Origin of the sequence: Actinoplanes sp. NPDC020271 (assembly GCF_044388125.1) — a bacterium.
Lineage (GTDB): Bacteria > Actinomycetota > Actinomycetes > Mycobacteriales > Micromonosporaceae > Actinoplanes.
Genome location: NZ_JBIRWQ010000008.1, coordinates 25,445 through 43,166 on the forward strand (window position 1 = coordinate 25,445; position 17,722 = coordinate 43,166).

The 17,722-nt window shown below is 72.5% G+C and carries 15 protein-coding genes; 6 read left to right on the plus strand and 9 right to left on the minus strand.

The window, feature by feature from the left end; genetic code table 11:
• Window positions 1–56: 56 nt before the first annotated feature.
• Window positions 57–941 (plus strand): alpha/beta hydrolase, encoded by an 885-nt coding sequence (locus tag ACH442_RS19360; protein WP_396339416.1) that lies wholly within the window; start codon window positions 57–59, stop codon window positions 939–941.
• Here ACH442_RS19360 and ACH442_RS19365 read toward each other — a convergent pair.
• From ACH442_RS19365 to ACH442_RS19385, 5 genes are all read right to left on the minus strand, one after another.
• Entirely contained in the window at window positions 931–3,300 is a 2,370-nt protein-coding gene (locus tag ACH442_RS19365) for a glycoside hydrolase family 65 protein (protein ID WP_396339417.1), read from the minus strand. The two genes, ACH442_RS19360 and ACH442_RS19365, sit on opposite strands and share 11 nt — an antisense overlap.
• A 118-nt stretch (window positions 3,301–3,418) precedes the next feature.
• The gene (locus ACH442_RS19370; protein ID WP_396339418.1) at window positions 3,419–4,897 is read right to left on the minus strand and encodes an MFS transporter; all 1,479 of its coding nucleotides are present in this window, start codon (window positions 4,895–4,897) and stop codon (window positions 3,419–3,421) included.
• Between the two features lie 49 nt (window positions 4,898–4,946).
• A complete protein-coding gene (locus tag ACH442_RS19375) occupies window positions 4,947–5,705 on the minus strand; it encodes a 2,3-diphosphoglycerate-dependent phosphoglycerate mutase (protein WP_396339419.1) in 759 nt (252 codons plus the stop codon).
• Between the two features lie 25 nt (window positions 5,706–5,730).
• Window positions 5,731–6,588: a universal stress protein gene (locus tag ACH442_RS19380; protein ID WP_396339420.1), complete on the minus strand. Its 858-nt coding sequence runs from the start codon at window positions 6,586–6,588 to the stop codon at window positions 5,731–5,733.
• Between the two features lie 223 nt (window positions 6,589–6,811).
• Entirely contained in the window at window positions 6,812–8,281 is a 1,470-nt protein-coding gene (locus ACH442_RS19385; protein WP_396339421.1) for an AAA family ATPase, read from the minus strand.
• A gap of 198 nt (window positions 8,282–8,479) precedes the next feature.
• On the opposite strand from ACH442_RS19385, the gene ACH442_RS19390 reads away from it, so the two are divergent.
• Complete coding sequence (locus ACH442_RS19390) at window positions 8,480–8,872, plus strand: Hsp20/alpha crystallin family protein (protein ID WP_396339422.1); 393 nt, start codon at window positions 8,480–8,482, stop codon at window positions 8,870–8,872.
• Between the two features lie 47 nt (window positions 8,873–8,919).
• On the opposite strand, the gene ACH442_RS19395 is transcribed toward ACH442_RS19390, so the two are convergent.
• Window positions 8,920–11,259 carry a GNAT family N-acetyltransferase gene (locus ACH442_RS19395; RefSeq protein ID WP_396339423.1) on the minus strand — a complete coding sequence of 780 codons (2,340 nt, stop codon included), beginning with the start codon at window positions 11,257–11,259 and terminating at the stop codon, window positions 8,920–8,922.
• A 184-nt stretch (window positions 11,260–11,443) separates the two neighbouring features.
• Between ACH442_RS19395 and ACH442_RS19400 the strand changes: the two genes are divergently transcribed.
• From ACH442_RS19400 to ACH442_RS19415, 4 genes are read left to right on the plus strand one after another with little or no spacing between them, the layout of a single operon-like run.
• On the plus strand, window positions 11,444–12,577 hold the full coding sequence (locus ACH442_RS19400) for a 4Fe-4S dicluster domain-containing protein (protein ID WP_396339424.1): 1,134 nt from the start codon (window positions 11,444–11,446) through the stop codon (window positions 12,575–12,577).
• Window positions 12,574–13,011, plus strand: coding sequence for a cyclic nucleotide-binding domain-containing protein (locus ACH442_RS19405; RefSeq protein WP_396339425.1), 438 nt, complete (start codon window positions 12,574–12,576; stop codon window positions 13,009–13,011). The genes ACH442_RS19400 and ACH442_RS19405 overlap by 4 nt, the downstream gene beginning before the upstream one ends.
• The gene (locus ACH442_RS19410; protein WP_396339426.1) at window positions 13,008–13,817 is read left to right on the plus strand and encodes an FAD/NAD(P)-binding protein; all 810 of its coding nucleotides are present in this window, start codon (window positions 13,008–13,010) and stop codon (window positions 13,815–13,817) included. The genes ACH442_RS19405 and ACH442_RS19410 overlap by 4 nt, the downstream gene beginning before the upstream one ends.
• The gene (locus tag ACH442_RS19415) at window positions 13,817–14,581 is read left to right on the plus strand and encodes an oxidoreductase (RefSeq protein ID WP_396339427.1); all 765 of its coding nucleotides are present in this window, start codon (window positions 13,817–13,819) and stop codon (window positions 14,579–14,581) included. The genes ACH442_RS19410 and ACH442_RS19415 overlap by 1 nt, the downstream gene beginning before the upstream one ends.
• Before the next feature lie 18 nt (window positions 14,582–14,599).
• On the opposite strand, the gene ACH442_RS19420 is transcribed toward ACH442_RS19415, so the two are convergent.
• From ACH442_RS19420 to ACH442_RS19430, 3 genes are all read right to left on the minus strand, one after another.
• Complete coding sequence (locus ACH442_RS19420; RefSeq protein WP_396339428.1) at window positions 14,600–15,049, minus strand: hypothetical protein; 450 nt, start codon at window positions 15,047–15,049, stop codon at window positions 14,600–14,602.
• Window positions 15,050–15,131: 82 nt separating this feature from the next.
• The gene (locus ACH442_RS19425) at window positions 15,132–16,748 is read right to left on the minus strand and encodes an ABC transporter permease (protein WP_396339429.1); all 1,617 of its coding nucleotides are present in this window, start codon (window positions 16,746–16,748) and stop codon (window positions 15,132–15,134) included.
• Window positions 16,732–17,649 carry an ABC transporter ATP-binding protein gene (locus ACH442_RS19430; protein ID WP_396339430.1) on the minus strand — a complete coding sequence of 306 codons (918 nt, stop codon included), beginning with the start codon at window positions 17,647–17,649 and terminating at the stop codon, window positions 16,732–16,734. The genes ACH442_RS19425 and ACH442_RS19430 overlap by 17 nt, the downstream gene beginning before the upstream one ends.
• Window positions 17,650–17,722 lie beyond the last annotated feature (73 nt).

Genomic DNA, 17,722 nt, shown 5'->3' on the forward strand with positions numbered 1-17,722 from the left:
GGTATCCGGGCCGTCGGGCTCGGGCCTGCATTCCCGGCGCGCGCGACGATGGAGGCATGGCTGGTGGCAGGGCACGACACGGCGACGTCGAGATCGCGTACGAGGTGGAAGGTCCCGAGAACGGCGTGCCGCTGTTGTTGATCATGGGACTGGGGCTCTCGATGGACTTCTGGCCGGAGAGTTTCCGGGCGCTGTTGACCGAGCACGGATTCCGGGTCGCCCGGTTCGACAACCGGGACGTCGGGGCGTCGACCCATCTGACCCGGCTGGGAATGCCGTCACCGCTCGTCTGGGTGTCCCGGCGCTGGAGCGGCTACGCGCTCGCCGACATGGCCGACGACGCGGCCGCGGTGCTGGACGCTCTGGGCTGGGACGGTGCCCACGTGGTCGGCGTGTCGCTCGGCGGCATGATCGCGCAGGCCCTGGCCTGCCGGCATCCGGATCGGGTACGGACGCTGACCTCGATCTCCTCCACGCCGGCGTCACACATCGGACGCCCGCATCCGCGTGCCCTTCCCGCGTTGGCCCCCTGGCCTGTCCGGGACCGCGACGCGGCCGCCCGGCGCATGGTCAACATCTTCCGGGTGATCGGCTCGCCTGCCTATCCGCACGACGAGGAAGGGATCGCCGAGGTGGCGCGCCGAAACTTCGACCAGGCGCGCGATCCCAACGGCATTCGGCGGCAACTGGCGGCGATCCTCTCCGCCGAGGACCGTCGTCCGCTCCTGCGGGACCTGCGAATGCCGGTGCTCGTACTGCACGGGGACCGGGACCTGCTGGTGCAGCCCGCCGGTGGGCGCGAGACCGCGCGAGTCGTCCCCGGCGCCAAGCTGGTCGTCTATTCGGGCATGGGCCACGATCTGCCGGCCGCGTTGCAGCCCGACATCGCCGGCGAGATCGCCGCTCTGGCCCGCCAGGAATCAGCGCCACTCACCGGATGAGATCCGGCCGGTGCACCGGCCGGCGCCCCGGCGGCTGGCGCGGGACCTCGGCCGGCGCGACGAGCGACGGGATCGGCCGCATGACCGGGCCGGCGGTCGTGACGACAACCGGCTCGCCGTGGTGCGTCAACTGCAGCGCGGCGCCGCCGGGGCCGCCGCTCAGCGCGTAAACCACCTCCCGCGGCCGGACCGTCACGTGCAACCGCATCCCCCGCCAGAGCAGCGAGAACGCCAGCCGGTCGATGCGGCTGGGCAGCCGTGGCGCGAACGAGAGCCTTCCTTCGTGGTCGCGCATCCCGCCCAATCCGGCGACCAGTGACAGCCACGCTCCGGCCAGCGAAGCGATGTGCAACCCGTCGCGGGTGTTGCGGTGCAGGTCGTAGAGGTCGGTGAGGACGGCCTCACCGATGTAGTCGTGTGCCAATTCCAGGTGGCCCACTTCGGCGGCGACGATCGCCTGGGTGCAGGCCGACAGAGACGAGTCGCGCACCGTACGCGACTCGTAGTAGGCGAAGTTACGGGCCTTGTCGGCGGCGCTGAACGCGTCACCGCACCAGTGCATCGCCAGCACCAGGTCCGCCTGCTTGACGACCTGTGTGCGGTACAGATCCAGGTAGGGGAAGTGCAGCATCAGCGGATAGTCCCCGGCACCGGTGGCGTCGAAGTCCCACTCCTTCATCGTCGTGAATCCGCTGACCTGGGGATGAACGCCCAGATGCTCGTCGTACGGCACGCTCATCGCCGCCGCCGCGGCCCGCCACGCCGCGATCTCGTCCTCGCTCACGGTGAGCGCGGCGGCGCGGCCGGGGTGACGCCGCGCGGCGTCGGCGGCGGCGGTCAGGTTTCGCCGCGCCACCAGATTGGTGTACACGTTGTCGTCGGCGATCGCGGTGTACTCGTCCGGCCCGGTGACCCCGCCGAGGTGAAAGGCGCCGTCGCGGTCGTAGTGACCGAAGGCGGCCAACAGCCGGGCGGTCTCGATCAGGAGCTCGGCTCCGATGTCCCGGTCGAACGCGACGTCCCCGGTGGCGTTGACGTACCGTACGACCGCGTCGGCGATGTCGGCCCCCAGATGCACGGCCGCGGTGCCGGCCGGCCAGTAGCCGGAGCATTCGTGCCCGCGGATCGTGCGCCACGGGAACGCCGCTCCGGCCCAGCCCAGCGTGGCCGCCCGCTCCCGGGCCAGATCCAGGGTGGCGTGCCGCCAGCGCAGCGCCCCGGCGGCTGCGCTGGGCTTCAGGTAGGTCAGCATCGGCAGCACGTAACGCTCGGTGTCCCAGAAGACATGCCCGTCGTATCCGGCGCCGGTGAGGCCCTTCGCGGCGACGGGGCGCCGTTCGGCCCGGGCGCCGGCTTGCAACACGTGGAACATCGCCAACCGGACTGCCTGCTGCACCTCCGCGTCGCCGTCGACCTCGACGTCCGCACCGTCCCAGAATTCGGTCAGATAGTCTCGCTGGGCGGTGAGCAGCCCCGGCCAGCCCTCGAAACGGGCGCCGGCGAGCGCCGCGGCGACCTGGTCGTGCAGCGCGTGCCGGGATCGGCGGCTCGACCAGCCGTAGGCCACCAGCTTGACCAGACGTAACCGCTGGCCCGGCACCAACCGGCAGGCCACCGTCGTCCGGGCCACGTCCGGCTCTGCCTCGCTGGTGCACCGCAGTCCCGGCGGCCCCTCGATCAGGTGATCCATCGCCGCGGCGAGTCTCAGCCGGCTTTCCCGCGTGATGTGCAGGAGTGCGCCCCCGGTGTCACCGGCGTGATGCTCCTCGGCGACCAGCGGCGCCTGCAGGACCGCCGACACCCGCGGATCCTTGAGCGGGCCGGGCAGCGCCTCGTTGGCCACCAACTCGGACTGGACGATCACCCGGACCGGATGATCGAGCGGTGTGACCTCGTACTCGACGGCGGCGATCGACCGCTGCACGAAGGAGACCAGCCGGGTCGACCGGACCCGCACCGCCCGTCCGGCTGTGGACTCCCACTCCACTTCGCGGCGCAGCACACCGGCACGCAGGTCGAGCACACGCTCGTGCCGCCGCACGTGCCCGTCCCGGATGTCGAAAGGCTCGTCGTCGACCAGCAGCCGGATGACCTTGCCGTCGGTGACGTTGACGATCGTCTGCCCGGACTCGGGATAGCCGTATCCGCCCTCGGCGTACGGCAGAGGTCGCAGCTCGTAGAACGAGTTGAGGTAAGTACCGGGCATGCCGTGCGGATCGCCCTCGTCGAGGTTGCCGCGCAGCCCCAGATATCCGTTGGCGAGCGCGAAGATGGACTCGGTCCGGGCGAGCACCTCCCGGTCGAGGTAGGTCTCGCGGATCTGCCAGGGCTCGACGGGAAAGGCCGGGTGCCGATTCACCGCTCCACTGTCCACCGCGCGGCCCGCCGCCGCACAGTGGCTTCCGTCCCGTTGCGTCGGTGGATCCGCGCCACGCGGGTCAGCCTCCACGGGTACCGGCGACGGCCACGACGCGGGCTCAGCGCCGGCCGTCCGCACCGAGCTGATCGTGCCCGGCCGGCGGGCGATTACCGTGGCGACGGGCGTCCTCACCACGTACCGGGAAATGGTCCTGATCGGGAGGCGCGGCCGTGGCCGGCGACGAACGGTGGGCGGTGCGGGCCGCGTGCCACAGGGAAGTGGCGGTGTGACCGGTCATCTGCCGGACCGCGACGGCGCCGACGGCGATCCCGCACATCCCGGCGAGGAAGTAGAGGATCCGGCTCGCGGACAGCGGGACGGCGGTCGGGCCGAGCACGACCAGACTGCCCACGCCCAGGCCGGCCAGGGTGCTGGAGGCCGCGACCGCCAGCAGCAGCATCACGCGCGCCGACGTCTGCACGAAGGCGAAAACCCGCCCGCGTACGGCGTCGTCGACGTCGGCGCCGATCAGCGTGACCCCGCAGAGGAAGGCCGAGCCGGACCCGAAACCGGTGAGTACGACCACCGGCAGGGCGCCACCGAGCCGGGGCATCATCGCCAGCAGCACGACCGCGAAGCCGGCCAACTGCACGGACAGCCCGAACAGCAGACGGCGCGACAGGGTGCCGGCAAGTCGCGGACCGGCCAGGACCCCGAGCCCGAAGCCGACGAACAGCCCGGCGAACAGCAGCCAGAACGAGGCGTCCCCGCCGCCGAGGGAGCGGCTGTAGAACCGCGCGCCACCGACCACGACGCCGGCCCCGGCGAACGCGCCCAGGAGCCCGGCGAGCAGCCCGCGCAGCATCGGGGTTCCGAGCAGGTGACGCACGCCGGTGCGGATCGCCGTCCACGAGGACTCGGTGGCCGTCGTGGCCGGGCGACGCCCGGAGATCTCGGGCACGCCGAAGAAGACGACCGCCGCGGAGGCCAGGAACGTCAGCGCGTCGAAGTAGAGCGCCACCGCGGCCGCGTCGGTGCGCCCGAGGCCGGGCAGGCTCGTCACGGCGGCGAAGGCCAGCGCGGCCAGCACCGGCGTGATCCCGTACGTCGTGATGATGGTCAGTTGATTCGCCGTCTCCAGGCGCGCCTTGGGCAGCAGGTTCGGCACTGCGGCTTCCTTGGCCGGCGTCCACAGCATCGCGCCGGCCTGCACCGCGAAGGAGGCCGCGGCGGCCCAGGCGACCACGACCGCCTGCCGGTGAACCAGTTGCCCGGCCGCCGGGATGGACGCGTAGAGCAGGAACCGGGCGACATCGATCGCCACCATGGTCCGCCGGCGGTCGAACCGGTCGGCCAGCACACCGGCCACCGGGCCGAGGACCAGCGAGGGCAGCAGTTGAACGGCGATGATCGCGCCGAAGGTCGCGCCTTGCGCGGCCGTCGAGCGCATCAGGCCGGAGGCGAACGACGAGGTGGCCAGCAGGCCGAGCCAGTCACCCAGCGACGAGAGCCCGAACACCAGCCACAGCCGGCGGAACGGGCGCAGCCGCACCACCTCCGCGAGCGCGGAGGAGGACAGGTGTGATCCGGTGCTCACCCTCTCACCGTGGGGCGCACCCGGTCCGCCCGGGCAGGGCCGAAGTGCTTCAATGCGCCGGGCCGACCCGGATCGGCTCGGCGGCCGCCGGCGCGTCCAGGTAGCGGCCGTCCACCCCGGTCACCGGCCGGCCACGCCGATCCAGCCGGTAGCGCATCGGCACGGCGGTCGGGATGTCGAGTCGCTCCACCTCGGCCGGACTCAACCCCTCCAGGTGCATCACGAACGCGCGCAGGCCGTTGCCGTGCCCGGCCACCAGCGGCGTACCTCCGGCCAGCAGCAGCGGATACAGCACGTCCACCCAGTACGGCCGCATCCGGCCCCACACGTCGGCGAGGCTCTCGGTCCGCGGCCGTGCCGTGGCGGGCAGGCCGGCGTACCGGTCGTCGGCGTAGAGAACCGCGGCGGCGTCCGCGCTCATCGGCGGTGGCGCCACGGCGAAGGACCGCCGCCAGGCCCGGAAGGTCGCGGCGTCGGTCCCCGCCGCGACCTGCGACTTGTCCCGGCCGGTCAGCGCGCCGTAGTGCCGCTCGTTGAGCCGCCACGAGCGATCCACCGGGATCCACGCGCGGCCCAGCTCGCCCAGCACGATCTCCGCGGTGGTGATCGAACGGCTCAGCAGGGAGGTGTGGACGCTGGTCGGCCGTACGCCGCATCGCCGCAACACCGCGGCGGCGTCCCGCGCCTGATCGGCACCGAGTCCGCTCAGCGCGGCGTCGTTCCACCCGGTGAAGACGTCGGCCGCGTTGCTCACGCTCTGCCCGTGCCGGAGCAGCAGCAGGCTGCCGGCCTCGCCCGTCGCCGTCACGCCCGGCCGATCGTCGGAAAAGCCTTCACCTGTCCACCATCGGGTCGGGCCGTAAGGTCCCCGAGTACTTGCCGGAGCCGGTGACGACCGGTGCGTCGCCGGTCCTCGCCACGAGGCGTCCGGCCCCGTGGACCACGATGATCGGTCCGCGCCCGTGGTGCAGCAGCGTCTGCGCGACCGATCCCAGCATGCCGTGGTACGGCTGCTCGCCGCGCGCACCCACGACGATCAGCGAGGCCTGTCGCGACTCGCGGCGCAGCACCGCGGTCGGGTCGCCGGACAGGACACAGAGCTGCGTGTCGACGTCCTGCCGTCCGGCGCGTACGGCAATCGCCTCCTCGATCTCGTGCACCCGGGCCGGCGCCTTGCCCACGTGCACGATCACCAGCCCGCTGCGGCGCCGGGCGGCCTCGTCGAAGGCCAGGTCCAGCGCCGCCTCGGACGTGCCCGGACCGTTCACCCCGACCAGGACCGGCCCGTACGGCGCGGGCGCCGCCCGGGTCACCATGACGTTGCCGGAGGCTCGCGCCGCCAGCTGGACCGCTGTCGCGTCCGCGGGCAGACAGACCCGTTCGCCGAGGTCACCGTCACCGACGACGGTCAGCGCGGCCTGACGGGACAGCCGCAGCAGGCCGGCGAGCGGTTGGCCCTCGATCAGCTCGGCGGTGACGGTCAGGCCCGGGGTGACCCGGTCCACGGTCGCGCTCGCCTGACGCAGCAGATCCCTGGCTTCGGGCCGGTCGGGCCGGTGGCCGAACGAGTGGACCAGGCGCAGCGGCAGCCCGTAGAGGTCCGCCTCCCGGGCGGCGGCCTCGATCGCCCGGGCACTGGCCGGTGATCCGCTCACCCCGGCGACGACCGGCGTCAGTGATCGGATGGTCATGGGTCCACCTCCTGCTGAGGGCCGACCGGGTCTCAGTCGCCGGCGACGGTGCGGGGGACCGCGATCCGCTTCTTGGCGAGGAACGCGGACGCCGCGTCCTTCATGCTCGCCATCGTGGCCTCCTCGCGGCTTTGCGTGACTTCGTCATCACCTCAAGTTGCGCAGATGGGCCGACCGGCAACCAGGGCCGAACGACCTGACGCCGACGGCTCCGGCCTGAGCACTACTCGGTGCGAGCCGGTTCCGGTGCCGCGGTGACGGCGGCGACGGCGGCTTCCAGGCTGCCGGCGCTGTCCGTGCCGATCACCTGTGCCTGCGGCCAGTCGTCGGCGGCCCGAGTCATCGCGGCGGCGATCCGGGCGTCGGCGTCGGAAAGCTCAGCGGAGGTACGCCGGGCGAGCCGTGCGCTGATCGTCGCCGGATCGGCGGCACACCGCAGCTGCGCGAGCTCACTGTGCGTGCAGTCGGCCAGGCGCTGGGCGCAGCGCCGGTGCTCGGCCCGGGTCCACGTGGCGTCGAGCACCACGGACTCACCACGTTCGAGCAGCTGCCGGGCACGCCACAACATTTCGGCGTACGTCCGCTCGGTCCACTTGCCGGTGTAGATCCCGGTGCCGTAGGTGCCGGCCGATCCGGCGCCCGGGTCCACCCCGGCCAGCTCCTTGCGGACCCGGTCGCTGGACACCACGGTGGCGCCGAGCCGGTCGGCGAGCTGTCCGGCCAGCGTCGACTTGCCCGTCGCGGGAGGACCTCCGACCAGTATCAGCCGGACGGCACCGGCGCGCAGATGACGCAACGTCAAGCCGGTGTAGGCGGCGACGTCCGCCGCCGCGGCCGGATCGCCCTGCTCGTGGCGCAGGCATCCGACCTTGGCCCGGACGAAGGCCCGGTACGCCGAGTAGTGATGCAGCAGGGTGGCCGGCGCCGGATCGCCGCTGAACTCCAGATAGTCGGCGAGGAAACGCTCGGCGAGATCGGACGCGCCCAGATGTTCCAGGTCCATGGCCAGGAACGCGATGTCGTCGATCACGTCGAGGTGGCGCAGCCGGTCGTCGAACTCCAGGCAGTCGAGCACCCGGGGACCGTCGTCGAGCAGGAAGATGTCGTCGGCGATCAGGTCGCCGTGCCCGTCCACGATCCGGTTCTGCGCCATCCGCTCGGCGAAGAGCGCGTCCCGGCCGGCCAGGAACTGGTGGGTGCGGCGTTCGACCTCCTCGGCCGCGGCGGCGTCCAGCACCCCGCCGTGGAAGCGGCGCAGCTGGCCGAAGGTGGCGTCCCACCGATCCAGCAGCGCACTGCGGGAACCCTCCACCGAGACGGCCGGGCCGCGCGGCGCCGCGGCGTGGAAGACCGCCAGCGTCCGGGCCAGGACCCGCAGCTCGGCGGAGATCGGCTCGGCTTGCCGGACCAGGGCGGACAGTCGGCGCGCGGCCGGCATCCGGCGCATCACCACCAGGTGATCGCAGGGTTCCTGGTCCGGTCCGAGGATGTCGGCGACCCCGAGGTAGACGTCGGGGGCCAGCCGCCGGTTGAGCTGCACCTCCCGGTTGCAGACCCGGAATCGATCGGCTCGGGTGCGGAAGTCGAGGAAGCCGAGGTCGACCGGTTTCTTGAGCTTGTAGACCCGGTCGCCGAGGAAGAACAGCACCGCGGCGTGCGTCTGGAGCAGTTCCGCGTAGTCGGGCCCGGCCATGATCTACCGCCTCCCTGCCTCTCCACCTTCACGATCGCCGCCCCGCCGGCCCGCCGGTAGGGGCCATCGGGCCAGGCGCGGGACCAACGGCACCATCGTGGCCGGTGGGCGACGATCGGCACGCTTCAGAGCCGTTCGGCCCTGACCGCGGCGCGGCCCGCGCGATGCGATGAAGGGGAAAACGGAAGGAGGACGACGATGACGTCGCTGCTTCCCCGTCTGTTCGGGGACATGACCGACTGGCTGGAGGTCGACTTTCCGCGTCCGATGCCGGCGATCCGGGTCGAGGACCGGATCACCGACAAGGAGTACGTCCTGCGCGCTGAGCTTCCCGGGATCGACCCGGAGAAGGACGTGCAGGTCAGCACGACCAGTGGGGTGCTGACGGTGAACGCCGAACGCCACGAGGAGAAGGTGGGCGCCGGTCGGACGGAGTTCCGGTACGGCATGCTGCACCGCTCGGTACGGCTGCCGGCCAACGCCGACGAAGCCGCCATCACCGCAACCTACGAGAAGGGCATCCTGGAGATCACGGTGCCGCTGACCGCGCCGGAGCCGGCCGGTCGGCAGATCGCCATCACCAAGAAGTGAGACACGAACGCTGACGCCCGGGCCGGGCGGATCCACCGGCCCGGGCGTCAGCGTTCGTCGGGGCCATGCAGCCGGCGCAGGGCCGGGGCGGGTTCCGGCCCGGCCGGCCCCAGCCGTAGCTCGGCGCCGGTGACCCGGGTCCCGTCCGGCCCGGCGAGCACCTCGAGTTCCAGGGCGGCGACCTCGGGGTGGTTCACGGCCAGGCGGCTCAGCCGCAGCAGCAACGCGGCGAGCGTGTCACCGCCGGACCGGGGCGACAGCGGGGCGCACCGCAACGACCTGGCCATCCGCCCGGCGTCCAGGGCGGTCAGCGGTGTCATCCGCAGGATCGGGTCGGCGGGTGGGCCGGCCGGTCCGTGACCGAGCAGGATCATCGCCCCGAGCGACGGGTCGTGCACCACGCCGGCGACCAGACGGACGGCCGGCTCGGTGCCGGACCGTCCGGTGCGGATGCCGTAAGCCGCCAGGATCTCGGCGGTGCGTGCCTCGGGCTGCGGTCCGAAGCCGCCGGCGAGCGCCGCCTCGATCAGGGCCCGCACCCGGGCGGGTGCCTCGTCCGCGGGCGCGGCTTCGCTCACCGCCGGCGTGCGGCGCCACTCGGCGTAGTCGGCAGCGTGGGTCAGGGCCCGCACGGCCTGGTCCGGGAACCGGTAGACGGGTGCGCGGCGGGCACCGACGGTCGCCGGTGGATCGCTGACGCCCATGACCGCGACCGCTGCCGGCAGCCGCGGATGCCGGTCGGTCACCGGGCCCAGAGCGTCGAGGATCCGTGCCGCCGGGTTCGCCCGGGTCCCTACGACGATCACCAGGAGCATGTCGGCCGTTCCCGAGGTCGCGGCCGACTCCACGGCCGCCGCGAATTCTGCCGGGGACGTATGGACGGGCAGCTCGAGGACCTGGGCCGAGGATGGCGCGCCCGGATCGGTGCCTTCCTCCCCGCCGTTGGTCACCACGGCGAGCCGATGACCGGCCGGGAGGGGCCGGCCGATCAGCATCCGTGCCGCGTCCACGAGGTCACCAGGGCTTTCGGTACGGATCACGCCCGCGCGGGCGAACAGCGCCTCCACGACCGGTGGCGTGTGCCCCTCCCGGACGGCCAGTACGGGCTTGCGCCGGGACAGCGCCCGGGTCAGACGCGCGAACCGCGTCGGATTGCCGAACGTCGTCAGCTGCAGCGCGACCGCGGCCGTCGCCGGGTCGTCGTGGAAGTAGGAGACCAGTTCGTTGCCGCTGACATCGGCCTTCTCGCCCAGCACCACCAGTGCGGACAGGCCGCAGTCGGCCCGGCTCGCGTACTCGGTCAGAGCGAGCGTGAACCCGGTGGACTGCGCGGCCACCGCCAGCTCCCCGGGGGACGGCACGAGCGGGAACAACCCCGCGTCCAGCCGGACATCCGGATGCGTGTTGAGCACCCCGAGGCTGCCCGGGCCGATCAGGCGGACGTCCAGCGAGCGGGCCAGGCTCAACAGCTCGGCCCGGCGGCGGCGCCCGTCCGGTCCGGGCATCTCGGTGAGGATGACGGCGGCGCGCGCGCCGGTCGCCGCACCGTCGCGCAGCACCTCGCCGACCTGGTCCGGGGGCACAGCCACGACCAGCAGCTCGGCCGCCTCGGGCAGGTCGTGCAGGCTGCGGCAGGCGCGGTACCCGGACACCGGCGCACCGCTGCGGTTGACCGGGTAGACCCGGCCGGTGAAGCCGTAGCCCCGCAGGGCCCGGAACGCTTCGTGCCCCGCGCCGCCCGGACGGTGACCCGCGCCGACCACGGCGACCGTGGCCGGGGCGAGGATCGCGTGCAGAGAGGCCCGCTCGGCGACCCGATCGCGCTCGTCGATCACCGAGCCGTCGCCGTCCCCGGTGTTGGTGTCCACCGTGACGTCGACGACGCCGTGGTCGAACCGGGAGCTGCTGCCGGAGCCGAACTCGTGGGCGACGCGCAGCATGTCGAGGTTGCCGGAGAGGACTTCGCCGGTCATCTCCGTCATGCCGTGCCGCCGGGCACGCACGGCCAGGTGTTCCAGCAGCAGGGTGCCGATACCGCGACCGTGGTGCCGGTCGGCGACGAAGAGCGCGAACTCGCCACGCGGGCTGTCGCCGTCGCGGTCGCAGGAGGCGACCCCGACCAGCTCGGTGCCTTCGTAGGCGAGCATGGCCAGGAACCGGGACGACTGCGGCCGGCACAGCCGGTGCACCTCGGCCGCCAGGACCGCCGCTGTCGGCCGGGCGAAGAAGCGCAGCCGCAGGTTCTCCGGATCGGCGGATTCGTAGAGGGCGGCTATCGCGGGGCGATCGGACGCGGTGATCGGCCGGATCGTCACGATGCGGCCGTCGGCTGTCAGTGCGTCCACCGCGGTGGTGGTCGTCGCCGGCCGGGCGGTCCACGTTCGCATGGTCTCGTCTCCAATGCTCGGCCCCTGCTCGGATCATCGGTCGTGCCGATGCCCGCCGGGCAGGGCCGTAGGTCCCGCGCTTCCGCGCCAGGGCCCGCCGCCGGCGGCGCGGGACCTACGGCCCTGCCGTGACCGAGGTGAGGGGCGAAGAGTGGAACCACCGTGGCAGGCACAGGGAGGTGTCATGCGAGACGGCGAAACGGCGGTGCTCCTGGACCCGTCCGGCCTCGATCGGCTCTTCGCGGCCCTGACCAGGCGTGGGTACACGGTCATCGGGCCCACCGTACGCGACGGCGCGATCACGCTGGCTGAGCTCGGCTCCGCCGGCCAGTTGCCGTACGGGTGGGATGCCGGCACCGAGGCCGGGCACTATCGGCTGCGGCGCCGGGACGACGACGCGGTGTTCGCGCACAGCGCGGGACCGCAGTCGTTGAAGCAGTTCCTGCATCCGCCGCGGGCTCGGCTCTGGGCCGCCGATCGTGTCTCGGGCGTGATCGGCACCGACGAGCCTGAGCCGCCCACCAAGCGCTACGCGTTCGTCGGCGTGCATCCCTGCGACGTGGCCGCCATGGCCGTGCTCGATCAGGTTCTGGCCGCCGGCCGGTACCCGGACCCGGCCTACACCGCGCGCCGTGACGGCACGTTCGTCGCGGTGGCCGAGTGCGTCGCGCCCAGCGCCACCTGCTTCTGCACGTCGATGGGAACCGGCCCGGGTGCCGGCCGCGGAATCGACCTGGTCCTCACCGAGATTCTCGACGGCGGCCATCGTCTGCTGGTCGCCGCGCGCACGCCGGCCGGTGCGGAAGTGCTGGCCGAGCTGCCGACTCGCCCGGCCGGCCTCGACGACGTGCTGGCCGCCGGCGCCGCGGTCGACCACGCCGCTGCCTCCATCACCCGTCACCTGCCCGAGGAGCCGCTGCCTGCGCTGATCGCGGACACGCGCGGGTCGGCGCACTGGGACGACGTCGCCTCACGCTGCCTGACCTGCGGAAACTGCACCATGGTGTGCCCCACGTGCTTCTGCACCACCACGGAGGACGTCACGGATCTGACCGGTGAGCACGCGGAACGCTGGCGGCTCTGGGATTCGTGCTTCAGCCTCGACTTCTCCTACCTTCACGGCGGGCCGGTGCGGGCGAGCGGGCGGTCTCGTTATCGGCAGTGGATCAGTCACAAGCTCGGTACCTGGCATGACCAGTTCGGCATGTCCGGCTGTGTGGGCTGCGGGCGGTGCATCGCCTGGTGCCCGGCCGGCATCGACATCACGCGGGAAGCCGCGGCCCTGGCGGCGACCCGGCCGGCCAAGGACCGGTCATGAGCGGGCACCCGTTCCTGACCGGTCTCACCCCGCGGTTGCTGACCGAGCTGTTCGGGTGCGACGCCGCGGTGCGCTACCCGCCGGGACACCGGATCTTCTCCGAGGGCGGCGCCGCTGATCATTTCTGGACGATCGAGACGGGCGATGTGAACCTCAGCCTGGCCGTGCCCGGTCGCGGCGAACAGGTTCTGGAGACCATCGGCCCGGGCGAGGTGCTGGGCTGGTCGTGGCTGTACCCGCCGTTCCGCTGGCGGTTCGGCGCCACCACGCGCACCGAGGTGGTGGCCACCGAGTTCGACGCCGCCCTGGTCCGGGCCCGCTGTGCCGCCGACCCCGAGCTCGGGTACGAGGTACTGCGACGTTTCGTCCCGGTGCTGGGGCACCGGCTGACCGCCACCCGGCTGCGGTTGCTGGATCTGTGGGGACGGCCATGAACCCGGCTGTTCCGGTGCCGCACCGGGTAGTGAGCCGGCACCGCGACACCGCCGACACGGTCACGATGGAACTCGCCGGGCTCGGTGAATCGCTGCCGCCGTTCTCCCCGGGCCAGTTCGCGATGCTCACGGCGTACGGAATCGGTGATGTTCCCATCTCGCTCAGCGGGCGGTGTGGCGACGGGTTGCGCCACACCATCAGGGCCGTCGGGGCGGTCACCACCGCTCTCTGCAGTGCTGAGGTCGGAGACGTGATCGGGGTGCGCGGACCGTTCGGCGCCGGCTGGGACGTGAGCGCGGCGACCGGCCACGACGTGATCGTGGTGGCCGGCGGGATCGGGCTCGCCCCGCTGCGCCCGCTCGTCGAACGGATCCTCGGCGAGCGCCCGGCGTTCGGCCGGGTGGCCGTGCTGATCGGCGTTCGGCACCCGGACGACCTGCTCTACCCGGACGACCTACGCGAATGGGCCGGATCCGGGCAGGTCCTGACGATCACGGACCGGCCCGCCGCCGGCTGGACGGGACCGGTCGGCCTGGTCACCACACTGATCCCGGGTGCGGCGGTGACCTTCGCCGCGGCCGTCGCCTTCGTCTGCGGCCCGGAGGTGATGATGCGGTTCACCGCCGAGGCGCTGATCGCCCGGGGCGTTCCCGCCGGCCGGGTGCAGGTGTCGCTGGAACGCTGCATGCGCTGCGGGATCGGCTGGTGCGGGCACTGCCAGCTCGGGCCGCTGCTGATCTGCCGGGACGGCCCGGTGGTGCCCTACCCGGTGGCCGCGCCGCTGCTGACCGAACGGGAGTTGTGATGGGAACCCCGACGCTGGCCGTCTGGAAGTTCGCCTCCTGCGACGGCTGCCAGCTCAGCCTGCTCGACTGCGAGGACGAACTGCTCGCGGTGGCCGGCCGGGTGCGGATCGCCCACTTCCTGGAGGCGTCCTCCGACGTCCAGCCCGGGCCCTACGACGTCTCCCTGGTCGAAGGTTCGATAACCACACAGGCGGACGCCGACCGGATCCGTCGCGTCCGGGCGAACTCCCGCGTCCTCATCACGCTCGGTGCGTGTGCCACCGCCGGTGGCATCCAGGCTCTGCGCAACAACGCCGACGTCGCCGAGTACGCCTCGGTGGTCTACGCGCGACCCGACTACCTCCGGACCCTGGGCACCTCCACCCCGATCGGCGCGCACGTCGACGTCGACTACGAGCTGCACGGCTGCCCGATCGACAAGCGTCAGCTGCTCGAGGTGATCACCGCTGTCCTCGCCGGCCGGAAACCGGCGCTGCCCGCGCACAGCGTCTGCTTCGAGTGCAAGCGCCGCAACACCGTCTGCGTCGTGGTGGCTCACGGCCGGCCGTGCCTGGGGCCGGTCACCCGGGCCGGCTGCGGCGCGCTCTGCCCGGCCTTCGGGCGTGGATGCTTCGGCTGCTTCGGCCCGGCCGAGACCCCCAACGTGGCGGCGCAGACGGCTCTGCTGCGCGCCACCGGCATGTCCGAGCCGGAGATCCGGCGCCTCTACCGCACCTTCACCGTCACGGCGTTCGACGAGGTGCGCGACGCCGGAGCCGACTGACCCCACGGAGGAATGACCTCAGCGGTGGTGCTCGGCCGGCCACGACGCCGCCAGTTTCACCGCGTTGCTGACGAGCGCGGCGAAGCTGCCGGCAACCCCTACGACCAGCAGGATGCGGACGATCAGCGCCCAGTTGAACGACGTGCTGCCGAAGACGAACGGGAAGACCTGCCACATCCTGGCCGTCGCGGCCGCGCCGATGCCGGCCGTCGCCATGCCGCCGAGCGCGACCAGCCAGGGCGGGTCGCGAACCAGTTGCACCAGGCTGACGACCAGACCGACGATCAGCGAGGCGTTGATCCACGGGAGGACGGCGGCGGTGTCGTCACCGAGGAACGGGACGACCGTCCAGCCGGGCCGGCCGTTGATCAGATAGAGCAGGACGGCGTTGATCGCTGCGCCGATGCCGTACCCGGCCCGGCGGGCGGTCAGCGGCGGGCGCTTCCGGTCTGTCGAGGCGATGGTCATCGTGCCACCTCCCGGTGCCGCGTTCGACCGCCCCACACTGGCACGGCCGCTGCGCCGCCGGTAGAGGACATGGTCCCGGTGGTCATGACAGGGCGTCGCGGTGGCGTGCGACGACGAGCAGGCCGAGGCCGGTCCACGCGGCGAGCACCGCGAGAGACCCGGTTGCGAAGCCGGCGCCGGTGACGCTCGGGTCGGTCGCGGCGAGCACCGCCCGCAACAGGTGACGCAGCGGCAGCAAGCCCGCGACGTGGGTCAGCCAACCGGGCAACGGCTGATCGCCGACGACGAAGATCTCGGACGCGAAGCAGAGCGGCAGCAACGTGCCGAGAGTGACGGCGACGATCGAACGGGCGGCCGGCATCAGCGCCGCGATCGCCAGGCCCAGCGCGGCGAAGCACACCGAGCCGGCCACGATCGCGAGCAGCAGCGCGGGAATCCGCACCGGATCCAGCCGCACGTGCAGGAATCCGGTGCCGACGACGGTGAGCAGCACGGTGGCGGCCAGCGAGACGGTCAGCGCGGCACCGGCGCGTCCGGCGAAGTACCAGCGGAACGGCAGGGGAGTGCCCCGCAGCCGCTTCAGGACGCCGGCCGCACGGGCGGTCACCACCGACTCGGGAAGGTTGACGTACGCGGTGAGCGCCGCGGTGTAGGCGATCATCCCGGCGTACAGATACTGGGCGAGCGTCATCCCGTGCACCCGTCCGTCGCCGAACACGGTCGGGAACAACGCCAGTAACAGCGCCGGGAAGATCACCGAGAAGAACATCGCCAGCGGATCGCGGCGCTGGCCCAGCAGGGCGTACGAGATCTGCCCGGACAGCGTCGTCAGAGGTGACCCGTGCCGTCGCACGGGCGGGGACAGGCGCCCCAACGGCGCGAAGTCCGGCTCGTGGACGGCCTGGGGCGTGGCCGCCCCACGGGGCTGCCATCCGGACCGCAGCCCGGCGACGACGACCCCGGCCACGCCCCAGGCGACCAGGACGATGAGGTGGCCGGGGGAGAACCCGTACCCGGGGGCCGGGTCGAACGTCTCCGCCATGGCGCGGGCGAAATGCTTCAGCGGCAGCGCCGAGCCCAGCCACTGCATCCAACGAGGCAGGGCAGCCCCGACGAGGAAGACGTCGGAGACGTACGCCAGGGTGATCAGCAGTCCCTGGGCCAGCGACTGTGCGACCGCGGCGGTACGGGCGAGTGCCGCCAGCGCCAGCCCGAGCGCGGCACAGCAGGCGATGCCGAGCACCAGCGTGACGACCATCGCCGGCACCTTGCGCCAGATGATCTGAACGTCGTACCCGAGCACGCCGGCCACGGTCGTCACGACCATCGCCAGCCCGGAGGCCACGACGGCGGCCACGATCCGGGACGCCGGAACCGTCCACACCGGGATCGGGGCGGCGCGCAGGCGCAGCAGGACACCCCTCTCCCGCAGCGCGGCCATGTCCGCGGCGACCAGCACGAACGACGCCTGGGCGACCCCGAACACGGCGAACGGGGAGACCAGGTACTGCGCGATCGGCACACCGTCCGCGGTGCGCTGATCGCCGATGATCGAAGCCACGATGATCAGGAGGGCGAGCGGGAAGGCGAGGGTGAAGAACGCCGCGATCGGGTTGCGGGCGAAGCCGCGCACGGCATGCCGGGTCAGCGCATACAGCGCGGATCGGCTGGTCACGGCCCGCTCAGCCGGCGCGCTCATCGGAGTCCTCCTCGGTGAGCGTCAGGTAGACGTCTTCCAGAGTGGGCGGGCTGACCGCCAGCTCGGGCAGGTCGACGCCGAGGTCGCGCGCCCATCCGGTGAGCCGGCACGTGTCGTTCAACGGATCCCGCGAGGCGATCCGGATCGTCGTCCCGGTCACCTCCATCGGCGCGCTCAGCAGCGGAAGCCCGTCGACACGGAACTCCGGGGAGAGTCCGAAGCTGATCACGGTCGGAAGCTTGCTGCCGGCCCGCAGGTCGTCCGGGGCCCCGGCGGCGACCAGGCGCCCGGCCCGCATCACCGCGACCCGGTCGGCGAGGCGCTGTGCCTCCTCCAGGTAGTGGGTGGTCAGCAGAATCGTCGTACCCAGGGCACGCAGGTTCTCGACCAGGTCCCAGGCGCGATGCCGTGCGGCCGGGTCGAAACCGGTCGTCGGCTCGTCGAGGAAAAGCAGGTCGGGCGCCCCGGCGAGGCCGAGGGCGAGGTCGAGGCGCCGCCGCTGACCCCCGGAGAGACCCTTGACCCGGGTGGTGCGCTTGTCGTCCAGCCCCACCAGAGTGATCAACTCGTCCGGGTCGTGCCCGCGGGGGAACAGAGCGCACTGCAGACGCACGAGCTCACGGACCGTGAACTCCTCCTCGAAACCGGCCGACTGCAGCACCACGCCGATCCGGGACCGGTACGCGGGCCCGCCGTTCGCCGGGTCGTGCCCGAGCACGTTCACCGTCCCGGCGTCACGCGCCCGGAAACCCTCCAGGATCTCCACCGTGGTGGTCTTGCCGGCGCCGTTCGGCCCGAGCAGGGCGAAGACCTCACCGGGCTCGACGGAGAACGTGACGCCGTCCACCGCACGCACCGTCCCGTACGATCGGCTCAACTCACGTACCTCGATGGCGGGCATGCTCCCAGCCTTACCCGCCGTCCACCTTCGAGGACAGCGGGATTGGTCCGGTCTCCTCGGGTCTTTCGCCGCT